Source organism: Miniphocaeibacter massiliensis, from assembly GCF_900232905.1.
Lineage (GTDB): Bacteria > Bacillota > Clostridia > Tissierellales > Peptoniphilaceae > Miniphocaeibacter > Miniphocaeibacter massiliensis.
In genome coordinates, this window is record NZ_OCTQ01000001.1 from 662,530 (window position 1) to 677,975 (window position 15,446).

21 protein-coding genes, 1 tRNA gene and 1 other annotated feature are annotated in these 15,446 nt (G+C 28.1%); of the genes, 13 read left to right on the forward strand and 9 right to left on the reverse strand.

The annotated features are described in order from the left end of the window. Window position 1: 1 nt before the first annotated feature. From trkA to CS899_RS03445, 3 genes are all read right to left on the reverse strand, one after another. Window positions 2-1,357, reverse strand: coding sequence for a Trk system potassium transporter TrkA (gene trkA, locus CS899_RS03435; RefSeq protein WP_099203546.1), 1,356 nt, complete (start codon window positions 1,355-1,357; stop codon window positions 2-4). 78 nt (window positions 1,358-1,435) lie between these two features. Then, window positions 1,436-2,086, reverse strand: coding sequence for a ribonuclease H1 domain-containing protein (locus tag CS899_RS03440; protein ID WP_099203547.1), 651 nt, complete (start codon window positions 2,084-2,086; stop codon window positions 1,436-1,438). Continuing rightward, on the reverse strand, window positions 2,086-2,589 hold the full coding sequence (locus tag CS899_RS03445; protein WP_099203548.1) for a phosphatidylglycerophosphatase A family protein: 504 nt from the start codon (window positions 2,587-2,589) through the stop codon (window positions 2,086-2,088). The genes CS899_RS03440 and CS899_RS03445 overlap by 1 nt, the downstream gene beginning before the upstream one ends. A gap of 128 nt (window positions 2,590-2,717) precedes the next feature. Here CS899_RS03445 and CS899_RS03450 point away from each other — a divergent pair, with 128 nt between their 5' ends. The 7 genes from CS899_RS03450 (at window position 2,718) to CS899_RS03480 (ending at window position 8,406) form a co-directional block, all read left to right on the forward strand. Continuing rightward, window positions 2,718-3,350, forward strand: a complete 633-nt coding sequence (locus CS899_RS03450) for a DsbA family oxidoreductase (RefSeq protein WP_099203549.1) — start codon at window positions 2,718-2,720, stop codon at window positions 3,348-3,350. Window positions 3,351-3,372: 22 nt separating this feature from the next. Then, window positions 3,373-4,221 (forward strand): aldo/keto reductase, encoded by an 849-nt coding sequence (locus CS899_RS03455; protein ID WP_099203550.1) that lies wholly within the window; start codon window positions 3,373-3,375, stop codon window positions 4,219-4,221. Continuing rightward, window positions 4,221-4,958, forward strand: coding sequence for a 23S rRNA (guanosine(2251)-2'-O)-methyltransferase RlmB (gene rlmB / locus CS899_RS03460; protein WP_099203551.1), 738 nt, complete (start codon window positions 4,221-4,223; stop codon window positions 4,956-4,958). Before CS899_RS03455 ends, rlmB begins: the two co-directional genes overlap by 1 nt. After that, complete coding sequence (locus tag CS899_RS03465; RefSeq protein ID WP_099203552.1) at window positions 4,945-5,469, forward strand: NYN domain-containing protein; 525 nt, start codon at window positions 4,945-4,947, stop codon at window positions 5,467-5,469. The genes rlmB and CS899_RS03465 overlap by 14 nt, the downstream gene beginning before the upstream one ends. Window positions 5,470-5,622: 153 nt before the next feature. Continuing rightward, window positions 5,623-6,768 carry an ABC transporter substrate-binding protein gene (locus CS899_RS03470; protein WP_099203553.1) on the forward strand — a complete coding sequence of 382 codons (1,146 nt, stop codon included), beginning with the start codon at window positions 5,623-5,625 and terminating at the stop codon, window positions 6,766-6,768. 27 nt (window positions 6,769-6,795) lie between these two features. After that, window positions 6,796-7,632, forward strand: a complete 837-nt coding sequence (locus tag CS899_RS03475) for an ABC transporter permease (RefSeq protein WP_099203554.1) — start codon at window positions 6,796-6,798, stop codon at window positions 7,630-7,632. Window positions 7,633-7,641: 9 nt separating this feature from the next. After that, complete coding sequence (locus tag CS899_RS03480) at window positions 7,642-8,406, forward strand: ABC transporter ATP-binding protein (protein ID WP_099203555.1); 765 nt, start codon at window positions 7,642-7,644, stop codon at window positions 8,404-8,406. A gap of 12 nt (window positions 8,407-8,418) precedes the next feature. Here CS899_RS03480 and CS899_RS10790 read toward each other — a convergent pair whose 3' ends face one another. Then, window positions 8,419-8,556, reverse strand: a complete 138-nt coding sequence (locus CS899_RS10790) for a hypothetical protein (protein WP_164995834.1) — start codon at window positions 8,554-8,556, stop codon at window positions 8,419-8,421. A gap of 558 nt (window positions 8,557-9,114) precedes the next feature. Between CS899_RS10790 and CS899_RS03485 the strand changes: the two genes are divergently transcribed. Then, complete coding sequence (locus tag CS899_RS03485; RefSeq protein WP_099203556.1) at window positions 9,115-10,404, forward strand: O-acetylhomoserine aminocarboxypropyltransferase/cysteine synthase family protein; 1,290 nt, start codon at window positions 9,115-9,117, stop codon at window positions 10,402-10,404. 54 nt (window positions 10,405-10,458) lie between these two features. On the opposite strand, the gene CS899_RS03490 is transcribed toward CS899_RS03485, so the two are convergent. The 5 genes from CS899_RS03490 to CS899_RS03510 form a co-directional block, all read right to left on the reverse strand. Beyond that, a complete protein-coding gene (locus CS899_RS03490; protein ID WP_099203557.1) occupies window positions 10,459-10,671 on the reverse strand; it encodes a zinc ribbon domain-containing protein in 213 nt (70 codons plus the stop codon). A 31-nt stretch (window positions 10,672-10,702) separates the two neighbouring features. Further along, window positions 10,703-11,287 (reverse strand): hypothetical protein, encoded by a 585-nt coding sequence (locus CS899_RS03495; RefSeq protein ID WP_099203558.1) that lies wholly within the window; start codon window positions 11,285-11,287, stop codon window positions 10,703-10,705. 32 nt (window positions 11,288-11,319) lie between these two features. Further along, on the reverse strand, window positions 11,320-12,060 hold the full coding sequence (locus CS899_RS03500) for a hypothetical protein (protein ID WP_099203559.1): 741 nt from the start codon (window positions 12,058-12,060) through the stop codon (window positions 11,320-11,322). Window positions 12,061-12,090: 30 nt separating this feature from the next. Then, a complete protein-coding gene (locus CS899_RS03505) occupies window positions 12,091-12,462 on the reverse strand; it encodes an SdpI family protein (RefSeq protein ID WP_099203560.1) in 372 nt (123 codons plus the stop codon). 89 nt (window positions 12,463-12,551) lie between these two features. Beyond that, complete coding sequence (locus tag CS899_RS03510) at window positions 12,552-13,061, reverse strand: tryptophan transporter (RefSeq protein WP_099203561.1); 510 nt, start codon at window positions 13,059-13,061, stop codon at window positions 12,552-12,554. 232 nt (window positions 13,062-13,293) lie between these two features. Next, window positions 13,294-13,528 (reverse strand) — a binding site (T-box leader). A 109-nt stretch (window positions 13,529-13,637) separates the two neighbouring features. Between CS899_RS03510 and CS899_RS03515 the strand changes: the two genes are divergently transcribed. The 5 genes from CS899_RS03515 (at window position 13,638) to CS899_RS03535 (ending at window position 15,423) form a co-directional block, all read left to right on the forward strand. Further along, window positions 13,638-13,713: transfer RNA gene (locus tag CS899_RS03515), tRNA-Thr, on the forward strand. Window positions 13,714-13,847: 134 nt separating this feature from the next. Continuing rightward, window positions 13,848-14,330: a hypothetical protein gene (locus tag CS899_RS03520; protein ID WP_099203562.1), complete on the forward strand. Its 483-nt coding sequence runs from the start codon at window positions 13,848-13,850 to the stop codon at window positions 14,328-14,330. A gap of 33 nt (window positions 14,331-14,363) precedes the next feature. Then, complete coding sequence (locus CS899_RS03525; protein ID WP_099203563.1) at window positions 14,364-14,564, forward strand: hypothetical protein; 201 nt, start codon at window positions 14,364-14,366, stop codon at window positions 14,562-14,564. Window positions 14,565-14,645: 81 nt separating this feature from the next. Beyond that, window positions 14,646-14,849, forward strand: coding sequence for a hypothetical protein (locus CS899_RS03530; protein ID WP_129582278.1), 204 nt, complete (start codon window positions 14,646-14,648; stop codon window positions 14,847-14,849). An 88-nt stretch (window positions 14,850-14,937) separates the two neighbouring features. Then, window positions 14,938-15,423 (forward strand): hypothetical protein, encoded by a 486-nt coding sequence (locus CS899_RS03535; protein ID WP_099203565.1) that lies wholly within the window; start codon window positions 14,938-14,940, stop codon window positions 15,421-15,423. Window positions 15,424-15,446 lie beyond the last annotated feature (23 nt).

The window sequence follows — 15,446 nt, forward strand, 5'->3', positions numbered from 1 at the left end:
TTTATTTATTTAATATATCTTCTATTTCTTTAAAAGACTTATTGGTAGTTATAATAAATACTTTATCATCTATTTGAATACTATCATCTCCATTAGGAATTATTAATTTATTTCCTCTTAAAATAAAAGAGAGCAAAGTATTTTCCCTAATATCTAAATCTTTCAATCTTATATTCAAAATTTCAGAATCTTTGTCTATGAGTACTTCAATAGCTTCTACTTTATCATCTGCTATCCTATATAACGATTCTATTTTTGCATTTTCTACTTTTGAATGAGTTCTTACAAATTGAACTATCTTATCTGAAATAACTTTTTTAGGTGATATAGTTGTTCCTATTTCTTTTAGTTCTACCATATCTAAAATTCTGGTTCTATCTACTTTTGTCACTGTTCTTTCCAAACCTTTTTTATGGGCAAATATTGAAGCTATTATATTTTCTTCATCAATACCAGTAAGTGCTATAAAAGCATCAAAAAAATCTATTCTCTCTTCTTCTAATACATCATGATTGGTGCCATCTTGTTTTATTACATCTGCCTCTGGAAAATTGAAGCTTAGAAATTCTGCAATACTTTTTCTTTTTTCTATTACTTTTACATGAACATGTTGTTTTATTAATCTTTCAATTAAATAATAAGAAATTCTTCCTCCACCAACTACAATTACATTTTTAATCTTACTCTTAGTTCCTATAAATCTAAAAAATTCATTTAAAGCATCATTTTCTCCTATAATGTAAATAATATCATTAGCTTTTAGTATAAAATCTCCATTCGGGATAAAAACTTCCTCTCCTCTTAAAACTGAACATACTAAAATATTCCTATTTATTTTATTTTGAATCTCATTTAACGACATATCATTTAATACGCTATTTTCCTTTAATCTAAAAGAAACTATATTTATTTTACCATGATCAAAAGTATCTACATTTAACACATTAGGATAACTTAAAATTCTAACTATTTCTCTAGCTGTTTCAAGTTCTGGATTAATCATTAGATTAATGTCCATAGTTTCACTCATAAAATCAACATGCTTAGAATACTCTGGGTTCCTAACTCTTGAAATTGTATAATTAGCTCCTAGTTTTTTTGCCATAACACATGAAACCATATTTAACTCATCTTGATTTGTTACAGCTATGAAAATATCACATCTATCTATTCCCGCTTCTTCTAATACAAAAGTATCTGCTCCATCACCTTGTATTCCAATAATATCGTTGTAGTCTAATATCCTATTAAGTATTTCTTTATCTTTTTCTATTAATGTTATATCGTATCCTTCTGATGCTAAATCTTGGCATAAATACTCTCCAACTTTACCAGCACCTACGATTATAATGTTCATAAAAAGCCTCCTCTTACCTCTAAATAGTATAGCATAATTACAATATAAAAAAACTAGGCTAACCTAGTTTTAAGATAATTAGATACCTATGGATTTTTTTGCTAACACATCGGCTTCTTCGTTGTAAATATCTCCTGTATGAGCTGCAACTTTTATAAATTCAACTTCTATTTTTTTACTTAATTCATCAAATTCTTTTTTGTAAAGTTTTGTTAACTCATTATTTGTTTTCCAATTTCCCAGAGCCCAATTGCTTATACCTGTATAATCGTAATGTATATAAACTTTTTTCATACCATAATTTATAGATTTTTTTATAGCACTAAGTGAGCCGAAAATTTCTCCAGTAACATTTCTATAATCAGAATATTTTTTGCTTTCAACTTTATATGAAAAAGTTTCTTTACCATTTATTTTTGTAAAAAGGACTACTCCAAAGCCACATTCTTTTGTAAAAACATTATAACTTCCATCAACATAAGCTACTGCCTCATCATCTTTAAATGTATTATTTTCTAATTTTTCATTATTTGCTTTTTTTGCATTTTTAGAATCATCTTTTTTACATGGTGATTTTTCATCTATAAACCTACCAGCCTCTTCCAAAGTATCAAATTTTTTGTAAACAGCTCCACTATATCCTGTTACCTGTTTTTTACAGTCTTCCCAGTTATAGTAAATTCCTGGTATTTTTCCAACCTTAACTGCATAATAATATTTTTTTGCCATTATGAATGTGCCAACCTACTTGCTGCAGCTGCTGCTATCGCTGCTACTAAATCATCTAAAAAAGTATTTACTTCATTATCTGTCTTTCCTCTGTCTAAATCATTAATAATACCTATTTTTTCTTTATCTAAATAGCCAAAATTTGTAAATCCAATAGACCCATATATATTTACTATTGATAACGGTAATATTTCATCTATTCCATAAAGTCCCTCATCATTTTTAATAATTGATCTTAAAGGCTCCTCTATTAAATCTTTTTCTGCAAGTTCATCAAGTGCTATTCCCGTTAATATGGCATGACAAACTTCTCTCTTATTTAATACCGCTAAAATATGTTCTCTACAAGTTTCTATTGTTAAATTATCAAAGTATTGTTTTTGTAGAGTATACACAATATCTGCGATATCTCCTATATGGACTCCTCTTTTATGAAGTGCCTCTCTTGTTGCTTTAACAAGTTCTTCCATAGAGTGCTTTGTTCTAATTTTTTTATTTCCCAATTATTTCACCTCTTTTATATTGTACTACTTTTATCCATTTACTTAATTTTATAATATATAATAAGATTTTAAAAGAAAGAATGGTATAATCTATTTTAGAATAATAATATTAAACGGAGGTTAAATCAATGTTAATTTGGATAGACTTTACATGCCCATTCTGTTATGTTGGAATGAATAGACTACTTCCTTTATTAAAGGAAACAAATGCAAAATTTGATGTAGAAATAAAATCATTTTTGCTAAATCCTAATACTAAGGGTGTTCACGACTATATTAAAAGTCTCAGTGAAAAATATAATGTTTCTTACGATAAAGCAGAAAACATGACTTATGGTGCTGTTAACTTAGCATTAGAAGATGATATAAAACTAGATTTTAAAAAACTCAGAGAAGTTAATACCGTAAATGCTCATAAATTAATTAAGCATTTTAGTCAAAGTGAAAAACTACATGATTTAGTACTAAAAATTTATGAAACATACTTTTTAGGGTACAAAAACATAAATAATCTTAATATTTTAGAAGATATTCTAAAAGAACTAGAATTAGACAGTAGTAATTTAAAAGAAATTTTGGAAGATAGTAAATACTTAGATGAAATAAATAAAGATATGTACCAAGCATCTACATTTAAAATTACTTCAGTTCCTTCAATAGTCCTAGAAAATGGGAAAAAATATATAGGCTCAAGAAGTAAATCCGATTATTTAAAAATTATAATGGAAGCAATTCAAGTAGAAAAAGATATGAGCAACTAAATGTAGTAAGGAGTAATATATTATGGACTATATAAAACTAAATAATAATCTCATAATTCCTCAATTAGGTATAGGTACTTACAAAGTAATAGAAGAAAAAGACATTAACACTCTTTTAGAATCAGCAATAAAAAACAACTATACTATGATAGATACAGCTTCCTTCTATGAAAATGAACTTTTAATAGGAAACTATTTTAAAAATAACCCTAGTCTAAAAAAAGATTTAGTATTTTCAACTAAAGTTTGGCCTACAGACTTTGAGCCCGACGATACTAAAAGGTCAATAGAAAGATCTTTAGACTCACTAAGTTTAGATAAAATAGATATAATGTTTTTACACTGGCCATCTGAAGGATTTTTAGACTCTTGGAAAGTTTTAGAAAACTATTATGAGCAGGGTGTTTTTAACTCCATAGCTGTTTGTAATTTCCATCAAAAACATATAGAAAAATTACTTGCAAATGCAAACATTCCTCCTGTAATGGATCAGTTAGAAACTCATCCTCTTTTAACACAGGAAGAAATGATGAACTTTTTAGAAAAATATGATATAAAACTAGAAGCTTGGGCTCCTTTAGCAAAAGCAAATAAAGAACTTTTTTCTAGTGATACTCTAAAAAATTTAGCTAATAAATACAATAAAACAATAGGACAAATAATATTAAGATGGCATTTAGAAAATAACAGAATAATAATTCCAAAGTCAGTAAACCCTAAAAGAATAAAAGAAAATATAAATATTTTCGACTTTTCTATAGAAAAAGAAGATATTATATTAATAGATAAATTAAATAAAAATAAAAGAGTTTCAAAAGACCCAGATAATGAAGATTGGTTAACTGAAATACGAACAGGAGCAAAAAATTAATGTCAGAATACGTATTTGGTAGAAATGCCGTACTAGAACTTTTAGAAACAGGAAAAGTAGAAACACTTTTTGTACAAAAAGGTGAACTAAAAGGTTCTATTGAAAAAATAATAGGAAAAGCCAAAGCAAATAGAATAGTAATAAAACACGTCGACAAAAATAAATTGGACAATATGACTGGTGGAATGTCACACCAAGGAGTAGTTGGAGTAGCTTTAAAATATGAATACTTTGAAGTAGATGACTTATTAGAAGATGCTTACAGTAAAAACCAAGATCCTTTTATAGTAATTTTAGACGAAATAGAAGATCCTCACAACTTAGGAGCTATAATTAGAACAGCAGAAGTCGCAGGAGCAAATGGAATAATAATACCTAAAAGACGCTCTGCAACAGTAAACTCTGTAGTTCATAAGTCCTCTGCTGGAGCAACAAATTATTTAAAAGTAGCTAAAGTTACGAATATTTCTCAAACTATAGATTATTTAAAATCAAAAAATATATTTGTTTATGGAACAGACGGAGAAGCTAAAGACTATTACAACAAAACAGACTTAACTGGACCAATCGCCATAGTAATTGGTAATGAAGGAAAAGGAATGTCTAGACTTGTAAAAGAAAAATGTGACGTTTTAATAAAAATACCAATGTATGGAAAAATAAATTCACTAAATGCCTCAAATGCTTCTGCTGTAATAATATATGAAATAGTAAGGCAAAGAGATGAAAAAAAATAAATACCTATTTGTCGATGGTTACAACATAATAAACAATTGGGAAAATTTAAATAAAATAAAAGACGAGGTAAGTTTAGACTCTGCCAGAGAAGAATTAATAAATATTCTATCTGAATACCAAGCACTTTCAGACGAAAAAGTAATACTTGTTTTTGATGCCTACCTTGCAAAAGGAGAAAGAACTAATCAAGAAAAAATCAAAAATATAAATGTATATTTTACAAAAGAAAAAGAAACAGCTGACGAGTACATCGAAAGATTTTTAGATAAAATTGGTAAAAAAGATATAGTTCGGGTTGCTACATCAGATGGACTAATACAACAAACAATACTAGTCCGAGGTGGAACAAGGCTATCTTCAAATGAACTTTTAATAGAATACTTACAATTAAAAAACCAGGTTAATAGATTAGAAAGAAATTCTAGGACATATAGTTCAAAAAATTTAGTTACTATAAACGAAGATAATGTAAAAAAACTAGAAAAAATAAAGAAAAAGCTAAATGACTAAAAATATTAGTCGCTTAGCTTTTTTATTATTACGACATTGTTTTTCGTTATATTAAGATCATTCTTTTTCTTTTTGACTTTATCTTGAGCTATTAATATACTATCTATCGTCAATAATATATTATTGATAAATAGTATTTTTTAGGAGGATTTTATGAAGAAATTTTTTAGTTTGATAACAGTTTTATTATTACTTACTATTACTGTTACAGCTTGTGGATCAAATTCCACTAAAGACACAGGAGACGCTAAAGAAAAAACAAATTCTAGTTCTGAAGATGTACCAGTATTAAATGTATCTTGGGGAAATGAGATGCATACAGGAATTATGTACTTACCATTTATTGCACCTGAACTTTTTGAAGATGAAAGTATAAGGATTAACCCTATTTCTGATTCTCAAGGTGAATTGCAAAAAGATGGAAAAACTATCGCCATTCTAAAACAAGTTGTTACAAAAGGTGGTTCTGAAGTAGCTACTTTAATGGGACAAAAACATTTAGATATTGGATACACTTCTAGTACAGCTATGCTAACTGCCTACGACACAGGTACAGAACTTTCTATTCTTTGCCCTATTCAAGCAGATGGTGTTGCAATAGCTGCTGCAAAAGACGTTCCTTACAATACTTTCGACGAGTTTGTAAAATATGCAAAAGAATCAAAACAACCTATTAAAGCTGGATACCATTCAGCAGTTAGTAGCCCTAGAGTTGTTTTAGAATATGCTATGAAAGATGCAGGTTTAAAAGTTACTGAAGATCCTGGTGATGTTGAAGCTGATGTATTACTTGTTGACTTAAAAGGTGTGCAAAATCTAGTTCCATCTTTGTCTAGTGGACAAGTAGAACTTTGGGCAGGTCCTGCACCTAATCCACAAAATGCTGAAAGTACTGGCGTTGGTAAAATAATAGCTACACTTAATGATTTACCCGAAGGTAAATGGTCAAATTTCCCTTGTTGTGTATTCTCAGCTAGAAATGAAGTTATTGAAAAATATCCAGAAGTTTTTGAAGCTTTAATGACAGTTACAACTTATACTGCAGACTATGCTAATGAAAATCAAGAAAAAACTGGTGAACTTTTAGCTGATACTATTGGCGTTGAAAAAGATATTTTACCTAAATCTTTAATAAAATATTCTACTGAACCAACAGATAGATTTGTTGAAGGTATGAAAGTTTATTACGAAGCCATGACTGACATGGGTAAATTTGAAGGAAGATTGAAAGACAATACTTTTGAAGAAGCAAAAGATGATATTTTTAAATTTGATATTGTAAATAAAGTACGTTCTTAATAATAGTGTAATTGAGGTTTTTAATATATGAATAAACATTTAAACAAGTGGGTTTATCCTTTAATAGTTCCTATAATTCTAATAATTATTTGGACTATTGCTGCAAAATTAGTAGATAACCCTTCTATTTTACCTCCAGTTTCAGATATTGTTTACCATTTTACTCACGCAATGGACAATTTTATAGGACTTGGCTCTCTACCTAGAAATATAGGTTTTAGCCTTGTAAGAGTACTTTTAGGGTATAGCTTAGGAGCTTTAATAGCTATACCTTTAGGGCTTTTAATGGGATATTTTAGAACTATGAATTCTCTATTTGAAAGTTTTATAAATCTTTTTAAACCTGTACCACCTTTAGCTTGGCAACCATTAATATTAGGTTGGTTTGGAGTAAGCAGTCTAGCTACAATTTTTGGACTTACCTATGGTAAAAGTTTTGTACTTTGGGATAACTATAAAATATCTATGATTTTTCTAATTGCAATGGGAAGTTTTTTTCCAGTAGTTGGAAATGTAATGTTTGGAGTTAAAAATGTTAGAAAAACACTAATAGAGTCTGCTAAAGTTTTAGGAGCTAGTAACAAAGACATTTTCTTTCAAGTACTTCTTCCTTCCGCTTCCCCTACTATTTTAAACGGTCTTAGAATGGGACTTGCTACTGCTTGGGGTTGTTTAGTTGGAGCTGAAATGCTCCCTGGTAGTGTTTCTGGTGTAGGATATTTAATAACTCACGCTTATGAACTTGCAAGGATAGACTTAGTTATTACTGGAATTATTTGTATAGGTGTAGTTGGAGCTTTGCTTGATGGTATCTTTAAATTTATTAGTCAAAGATATTTTTCATGGGAAAGTAAAGTTAGATAGGAGGATTATATGAATTATTTAAAACTAGAAAATATAAAAAAAGTATTTTCTAATAATTCAAAAGATGATTTTATAGCTTTAAATGATGTTAATTTAGAGATAAAAGAATCAGAATTTATATGTTTACTTGGTCCTTCTGGTTGTGGAAAATCTACTATACTTAGAATGATTGCTGGTCTTGAAACACCTAGCTCTGGAAGTATAATATATAAAGATAAAAAAATATATAAGGCTCAAAAAGATATAGGAATGGTTTTTCAAAACTATTCTCTTATGCCTTGGCTAACAGTTCAAGATAATATTGTTCTTGGACCTAAATTTTCAAAAGTTTCAAAGAATGAAAGAAAAGACATAGCTAATCATTACCTTGAAATGATAAATATGACTGAATTTGGTGGAGTATATCCTTATGAATTGTCTGGAGGCATGCAACAAAGAGTAGCTATTGCTAGAGCTTTAGCAAATAACCCTGACGTTTTACTAATGGACGAACCTTTCGGGGCTTTAGATGCATATACAAGAATAGTGTTACAAAAAGAACTTTTGAAAATTTGGGAAAAACATAAAATAACAGTAGTTTTTGTTACACACAGTGTAGATGAAGCTGCTTATTTAGCAGATAAAGTTGTTTTTATGAAATCTAAACCTGGTAGAATTTACAAAGAAATTCCTATTATCATGCCTAGAGAGCGTAAAAGAGAAGACCCACAGTTTGGAAAAATAACATCAGAATTATTACAACTTTTTGAAGAAAATAATAAAATTAAAAAATAAAAGACTAGATTACTAGTCTTTTTTTGTTTCTAAATTCGGAAAAGAATTACACTCTTTCCCAAATACATAAATATCTAAAATATAATCTTCTTCTATATTCTTTTTACTTATAATCTTGTCTTCCACTTCTTCTTTGTCACTTTTTATCAAAACTTATATTCTTTAATTTTAGAAATAATATTATCACCGTATATTACTACTAAAGTATCTTCTTCACCTTTATTATATATACCTGTGTTATTTTTTTAATCATAGTCTACAATCTTGCTTTCTACTCCATCCTCATATTTATTTTTATTAAAAATATCTAAATATACTTTTCTTTATCCTTTCCTAAATAAGATATGTAATTTAAAAATTTACTTTGTTTTAGTAAAATATAATCTTCATTTTTAGAATACTTTCTCTCAAGTTGTTTTTCAGGTTTATTACTATAAAAGTAAAAAATTAAACCTACTATACAAATTATAAAAAAATACAAGTACCTATTATTTAATATTACTATGTTTTTTCATATTCTTACCCCCTTTAAACTAGTTAAATTATTTACATATTACTCCTTATTACACTTTAAAACCTTAATAATATTAAATAAACAATGCAAATCTATCATTATAGTTTAAAACTATATTCTATGATAGATTATTAATATTTTCTATATTTGTTTGTACATGCTAAAATTAATGAAAACTTAGGAGGATATAGAAAATGACAAAAGAAAGAACTTTAAACTTTGAAACTTTACAATTACACGTTGGTCAAGAAGAAGCTGATCCAGTTACTGGCGCAAGAGCCGTTCCTATATATCAAACTACTTCATACGTTTTTAATAACAGTCAACATGCAGCTGATAGATTTGCATTAAAAGACCCTGGAAATATATATGGAAGACTTACCAATCCAACTCAAGATGTTCTTGAACAGCGTATAGCTGCCTTAGAAGGTGGAGCTGCTGCTTTAGCTGTATCATCTGGAGCTGCTGCAATAACTTACGCCATTATTAGTTTAGCTAAGTCTGGTGATAATATAGTTTCTGCTAAACAAGTCTATGGTGGAACATACAATTTATTTGCTAACACATTAAAAACTTTTGGAATATCAACTAAATTTGTAGATGCAGACAATCCAAATAATTTTGAAAATGCCATTGATGAAAACACTAAAGCAATATTTTTCGAAACTTTAGGTAACCCTAACTCTAGTATTTCAGATATAGAAAAAATAGTAGAAGTAGCACACAAGCGTAAAATACCTGTAGTTGTTGACAATACTTTTGCAACACCATACTTATTTAAACCTATTGAACATGGAGTTGATATAGTAGTACATTCAGCTACAAAATTTATTGGAGGTCATGGAACTACACTAGGTGGTGTAATAGTAGATTCTGGAAAGTTTAACTGGGAAGAATCTGGTAAATTCCCACAATTAACAACTCCTGACCCTAGCTATCACGGAGCTGTATTTACTGAAGTTGCTGGAAATGTAGCATATGTTACTCGTATTAGAGCAATTTATCTAAGAGATACTGGTGCAACAATATCACCTTTTAATGTATTCTTATTGTTACAAGGCGTTGAAACACTATCTTTAAGATTAGAAAGACATATTGAAAATACTTTAAAAATAGTAGATTATTTAAAAAATAATAGCAAAGTAAAAACTGTAAACCATCCATCCTTAAAAGACAACAAATATAATGATTTATACAACAAATACTTTAATAAAGGTGCTGGAAGCATATTCACTTTTGAAATAGACGGTGGAGAAGAAGAAGCTAAGAAATTTATAGACTCTTTAGAAATTTTTTCATTACTCGCAAATGTTGCAGATGTAAAATCCTTAGTTATTCACCCTGCAAGTACTACTCACTCTCAACTTTCAGAAGAAGAACTTTTAGAACAAGGAATAAATCGAAATACAATTAGACTTTCAATAGGTGTTGAAAATATAGACGACTTAATTTATGATTTAGAAAATGCATTTAATCAAATATAAAAAAGGCTAGATAATTCTAGCCTTTTTTATATTTATAGTTAGCTAATTTATTCTTTATCCACCTATTAAGAAATCTAATACATTCCATCCATCTGAAGTTTCATCTTTATATAGCTCTGTAAAACCACATCTACTACAACTAATAGTTATAAATTTTTTGTTCTGTACATCAAAAAGTTTTGCAAAATTTCCACCTGTTGCCTGAAATTGGTCTGATACATAATGTTCATTACCACATTTTTCACAAATATACTGTTTCTTTTCCATAGTTTCCTCCATTTGTATAATATTTTTCAACTTAATATTTGCCTATATCTCCATATTCTGTTGCAACTAAAACAAATCCTTCTAATATATCGTCATATTCTTCTAAATATCCATCATCATTTATTCTAAAGCTAGTTATATGTCCACTTGGATATCCATCTGCTGAGGTTCGTCTTACTTCAATATACACTAATCCATCTTCGGATTCTTTTGAAGTAGTTATAATCTTTTCATAAGGTTCTTCATTTAAAACACTCCATTCATATATATCTTTTCTATAATTTAAAACTTTATCTACCCAGTCTTCTACTTGTTGAACAGTCATAGCTTTTTGGTCTATTTGATAACTTTCGTTATTGTTAATTGCATTTATATTTTCTGCTTGTTCTTCTTTATTTTTTATTTTATTTATAAAATCATATTCTGTTCCTTTAAACTTAGTTTGGTATATTAAAAAAAGTCCTGAAATAAGTACTGAAAAGAATATAATTACACGTATTCTTTCTTTTTTTCTCTGAGCTTTACGTCTTAAATAGTACTCTCGCCAATCTGAGTCGTTCTGCCTTTTTCTTAAAAACTCATCAGTATGATATTTATATTTTCGTTTATTTTTCATATATTACTCCAAAATTATATTTTCCTCTTTTTCTAATTCAATACAACTCCTGGTTCTCCATATTCTGTTGATATAACCACATACTCACCTGTTACCCAATCCATTTCTTCAAGATGACCATTGGCATTAACTCTAAAAGTTGTAACATGATTATCGTGCATACCATCTGAACTATCTTGTCTTACTTCTATATAAACCAATCTATCTGGCGATTGTTTTGCAGGAGTCATAATTGTGCCATAGGGTTCTTCCTTTAAAAATTCCCAGCCGTAAACATTCTCTCTATATCTTAAAACTGTATTTACCCACTCATTTACTTGGTCAATAGTCATAGCTTTTTGATTTACTTTCGGCTTGGTTTTATTAATTATTGGATTTGTAGATTTCGTTTCTTCTTTAGCTTTCTCTGTAGTCTCTATTTTTTCCGTAGTTATTTCTTTTAATTCTTCTGTAGCTTTTGTAGCTTCCGTTTCTTTAACAGCTATAATATCATTTTCTTTATTTAAACTTGAATTAACCAGTATCATTGCTACTATAATAAGTACTGTTACTAATATAATAATGGCAATTATAGCTATAGTTTTAGATCTTTCGTCTCCTGCTTTATTCTTGAAATTTTCATCTGAATATATTTCTTTATTTTTATTCTCCTCTTCTTTTCTTTTAATTTCATCTTTTATTTCTAAATGTCTTACTCTTCTATGTAAATCCTCTTCACTTATTTTTACAAATTCATCTGTATTTTGAATATCTTTATTTTTATCATCATTCATACTAAACTACCTCTTCATAACAAATATTTTTTATTCCTTATTTGTAAGTTTTTGTTCCACTTTTATTGTTGTATATATTAAAAATCCTATTTGTATAAAAGCTACTAACACTATAAATAAATCATTATTTATAAAGGATATACTTAATATCCCTACCTTTATTAAAAATATAATTGCAATATTAACCACTTCTAATATAATCCCAAATTTAAGCCATAACTTACTAGCATATTCATTTGCAAACTTCCAGTTTTCTTGGTTTTTCATACTAAGTCCAGACCTAAATCCAGTAATTTTTCTAATTTTGCCCTTTGCCAATTTCTTCAAGTAAAATGAACCCAGTATCATAATCAAAGGAATTAGGTTAATTACTACTATATTAAATAAACTTATTGATCTCATAGTTTCCTCCAATACATAGTATTTTACCCTGTTTTATATATTATATATCAAATAAAAAAAGCCCCCTAATTTTTAGGGAACTTTATTTTTTAAGCTCTGCTTAACTTTCTAGATACTTTTAGTGACTTTGCAAGAAGTACTCCTAATACTGTATTCATTAAAGATGCTGGTAGTACTACTGTTGCAACTAATGTTAGAAATTGACTACTCATTGAAGGAGTAAATATAAATACTGCAAAAGCTAAAAATACAAATCCACTTAAAAGTGTTCCTACAAAGTTTATAATTGCTGACTTTACAGTATTTAGTTCAAACTTAAATATAAATCTATAAATTGCATATACAATAATTCCTGCTGCTAATTTATCTAATATAGAAGGAATTTGTCCTCCCGGAAATTTTGTTGTCATCATTGCTAAAACTCCAGCAACTAGCGAAATAATAATTGTTGAAGAAAATTTTTTACATATAAATATTGCTAAAAACATCATTGCAAGTAACATATCTGGTGTAACTCCAAAAATTGGAGGTGTAATATAGTGTAATACCGTTCCTAAAGCTAATAAAACTGCTGACATAACCATTTCTTTTGTTTTCATTTTTTATATCCCCTTTCTTAGCCTAATTCATTAAATTAATTATTAGGCTTAAGCTATCATTTAAATAGCATTATATTTTCATTGTTTAAAATTTTTTCTCTTATTCTTTTTTTAGTTTTATTTACTCTTAAAACCATACTTACCAACTCCACTTTTATTTAATACTTATCCTACCTAGCCTTGTAAATACACAAGTCTTATTAGGTAATAATAAAAAAACACTTGCTCCTATAAAAGGAGCAAGTGTTAAACTCGCGGTACCATCCTAATTTATGTACTATAAAATACACATCTCATTTCAAATACTTTCATATTCTATCCCTATAAGGTGAGAAACACCCTCCGACTACTATAATTCTTCTTTGATCTCATAGACCCATTCATAAAATCCTACTTGGAAATTTTCACCAACTATTTCCTCTCTACAAAGTAAAAACTTTACTACTCCCTCTAATCATCGATTAACATTATTATAGTCTTATAAGAATAATTTGTCAACTTTGTTAATAATTTTTTATTATGTTTTTCAACTTCAAATTGACATAATACAACACCATAGTTATAATTAAATTGCTTGCTCTCTTAGCTCAGTAGGTAGAGCGCTTCCATGGTAAGGAAGAGGTCGCCGGTTCGATTCCGGCAGTGAGCTCCAAGTCGCTTCTATTAGTATACAGAAGCGACTTTTTTATTTTAAAATTAACCTGAAAATATATGTATTGCTCTTATATTATTTAAAATATATAATAAATGTACTAAATATTTTTTATATTGTAAAAAGGTGATTTCATGAATTGGAAACTAACAAGAAAAGTAGAATTTGTATTTATTATATTAATAATTCTTATAATTTCAATAACTTATATTACTAAGAAAAAAAATGGCACACTAAAATATTTACGAGAAATTAAAGAAACTCAAGTTAAAATTTCTGAATATATTATTGATAATTATGAAGGAATTGAAACTATTGAATGGAACGGTTGGTTTGAATTATATGCTCCATTTAGTATAAAAACTTACAGAGCTACATATATGACTATTAATGGTTACAATCACGAAGAAAATGGTTCATATTCGTATCATTATATTGTTAACAAGCACATAGACAATATAGAACTTGTAGACAGATACCTCCAGGTTGACCCTTATTATGAAAATATTGGCGATATTGAAGCTATTCAAAAAGAATTTAGAAATCAAGGAGTTAAAAAATCTAAAGTTGGTAGCCCTAATGCTAAAATAACCTATAATATAAATGAACTTGAATAATACAAATTAAAAATATTATATAGGAGGATATCTTTGAATAAAAAGAAAAGTATTATTTTAATTGTATTTTTAATAATAATTGCAATAACTCCACTATTAGTAAAAAATATAGGAGGATATATGAAAGAACAAAAAGAGCTTAATGATAAATATATTGAATCCGTTAAAGAAACTCAAGAACTTGTTTCTAATTACATTGTTGAGAATTTTGAAGGTATTAAAACTATTGAGTGAAATGGATGGCCTACTCCAAAAGGATTTGGAGGTCCTTTTGCTATACATACTTCTATGACCGTTAGTGGTTATGAAGATGATATGAAAGGAAAAGATCAGTTTACTTATACTGTTGGTACTGAATATATTGAAGATTATACAGATGCTTCTCTTCTAGTTTCCCTTGCTCTTGAGGATATTGGTGGTGCAGATTTAATTCAAAAAGAATTTAGACACCAAGGCGTTAAAAAATCTAAAGTTGGTGGCCCTGATGCTAAAATAATTTATAATTTAGAAGAGAATTAATTACATTATTATAATAATTATTATTAATTCTCTTTTTTAGTATAATTATTATAATATAAAAATATTTATATTATAGGAGGTTTGTATTTTGAATAAAAAGAAAAGTATTATTTTAATTGTATTTTTAATAATACTTGCAATAACTCCACTATTAGTAAAAAATATAGGAGGGTATATGAAAGAACAAAAAGAACTTAATGATAAATATGTTGAAGCTGTTAAAGAAACTCAAGAACTTGTTTCTAATTACATTGTTGAGAATTTTGAAGGTATTAAAACTATTGAGTGGAATGGATGGGCTACTCCAAAAGGATTTGGAGGTCCTTTTGCTATACATACTTCTATGACCGTTAATGGTTATGAGGATGATATGAAAGGAAAAGATCAGTTTACTTATACTGTTGGTACTGAATATATTGAAGATTATACAGATGCTTCTCTTCTAGTTTCCCCTGCTCTTGAGGATATTGGTGGTGCAGATTTAATGCAAAAAGAACTACAAAAGCAAGGAGTTAAAAAATCTAAAGTTGGTAGTCCTAATGCCAAAATAATTTATAATTTAGAAGAGAATTAATACACTATTATAATAATTGTTAT

Excerpts from the sequence above, each read along its gene's own strand:
- trkA (WP_099203546.1), bottom strand. The coding sequence starts at position 1,357 with ATGAACATTATAATCGTAGGTGCTGGTAAAGTTGGAGAGTATTTATGC.
- CS899_RS03440 (WP_099203547.1), bottom strand. The coding sequence starts at position 2,086 with ATGGCAAAAAAATATTATTATGCAGTTAAGGTTGGAAAAATACCAGGA.
- CS899_RS03450 (WP_099203549.1), top strand. The coding sequence starts at position 2,718 with ATGTTAATTTGGATAGACTTTACATGCCCATTCTGTTATGTTGGAATG.
- CS899_RS03455 (WP_099203550.1), top strand. The coding sequence starts at position 3,373 with ATGGACTATATAAAACTAAATAATAATCTCATAATTCCTCAATTAGGT.
- rlmB (WP_099203551.1), top strand. The coding sequence starts at position 4,221 with ATGTCAGAATACGTATTTGGTAGAAATGCCGTACTAGAACTTTTAGAA.
- CS899_RS03465 (WP_099203552.1), top strand. The coding sequence starts at position 4,945 with ATGAAAAAAAATAAATACCTATTTGTCGATGGTTACAACATAATAAAC.
- CS899_RS03470 (WP_099203553.1), top strand. The coding sequence starts at position 5,623 with ATGAAGAAATTTTTTAGTTTGATAACAGTTTTATTATTACTTACTATT.
- CS899_RS03475 (WP_099203554.1), top strand. The coding sequence starts at position 6,796 with ATGAATAAACATTTAAACAAGTGGGTTTATCCTTTAATAGTTCCTATA.
- CS899_RS03480 (WP_099203555.1), top strand. The coding sequence starts at position 7,642 with ATGAATTATTTAAAACTAGAAAATATAAAAAAAGTATTTTCTAATAAT.
- CS899_RS03485 (WP_099203556.1), top strand. The coding sequence starts at position 9,115 with ATGACAAAAGAAAGAACTTTAAACTTTGAAACTTTACAATTACACGTT.
- CS899_RS03490 (WP_099203557.1), bottom strand. The coding sequence starts at position 10,671 with ATGGAAAAGAAACAGTATATTTGTGAAAAATGTGGTAATGAACATTAT.
- CS899_RS03495 (WP_099203558.1), bottom strand. The coding sequence starts at position 11,287 with ATGAAAAATAAACGAAAATATAAATATCATACTGATGAGTTTTTAAGA.
- CS899_RS03500 (WP_099203559.1), bottom strand. The coding sequence starts at position 12,060 with ATGAATGATGATAAAAATAAAGATATTCAAAATACAGATGAATTTGTA.
- CS899_RS03505 (WP_099203560.1), bottom strand. The coding sequence starts at position 12,462 with ATGAGATCAATAAGTTTATTTAATATAGTAGTAATTAACCTAATTCCT.
- CS899_RS03510 (WP_099203561.1), bottom strand. The coding sequence starts at position 13,061 with ATGAAAACAAAAGAAATGGTTATGTCAGCAGTTTTATTAGCTTTAGGA.
- CS899_RS03520 (WP_099203562.1), top strand. The coding sequence starts at position 13,848 with ATGAATTGGAAACTAACAAGAAAAGTAGAATTTGTATTTATTATATTA.
- CS899_RS03530 (WP_129582278.1), top strand. The coding sequence starts at position 14,646 with ATGAAAGGAAAAGATCAGTTTACTTATACTGTTGGTACTGAATATATT.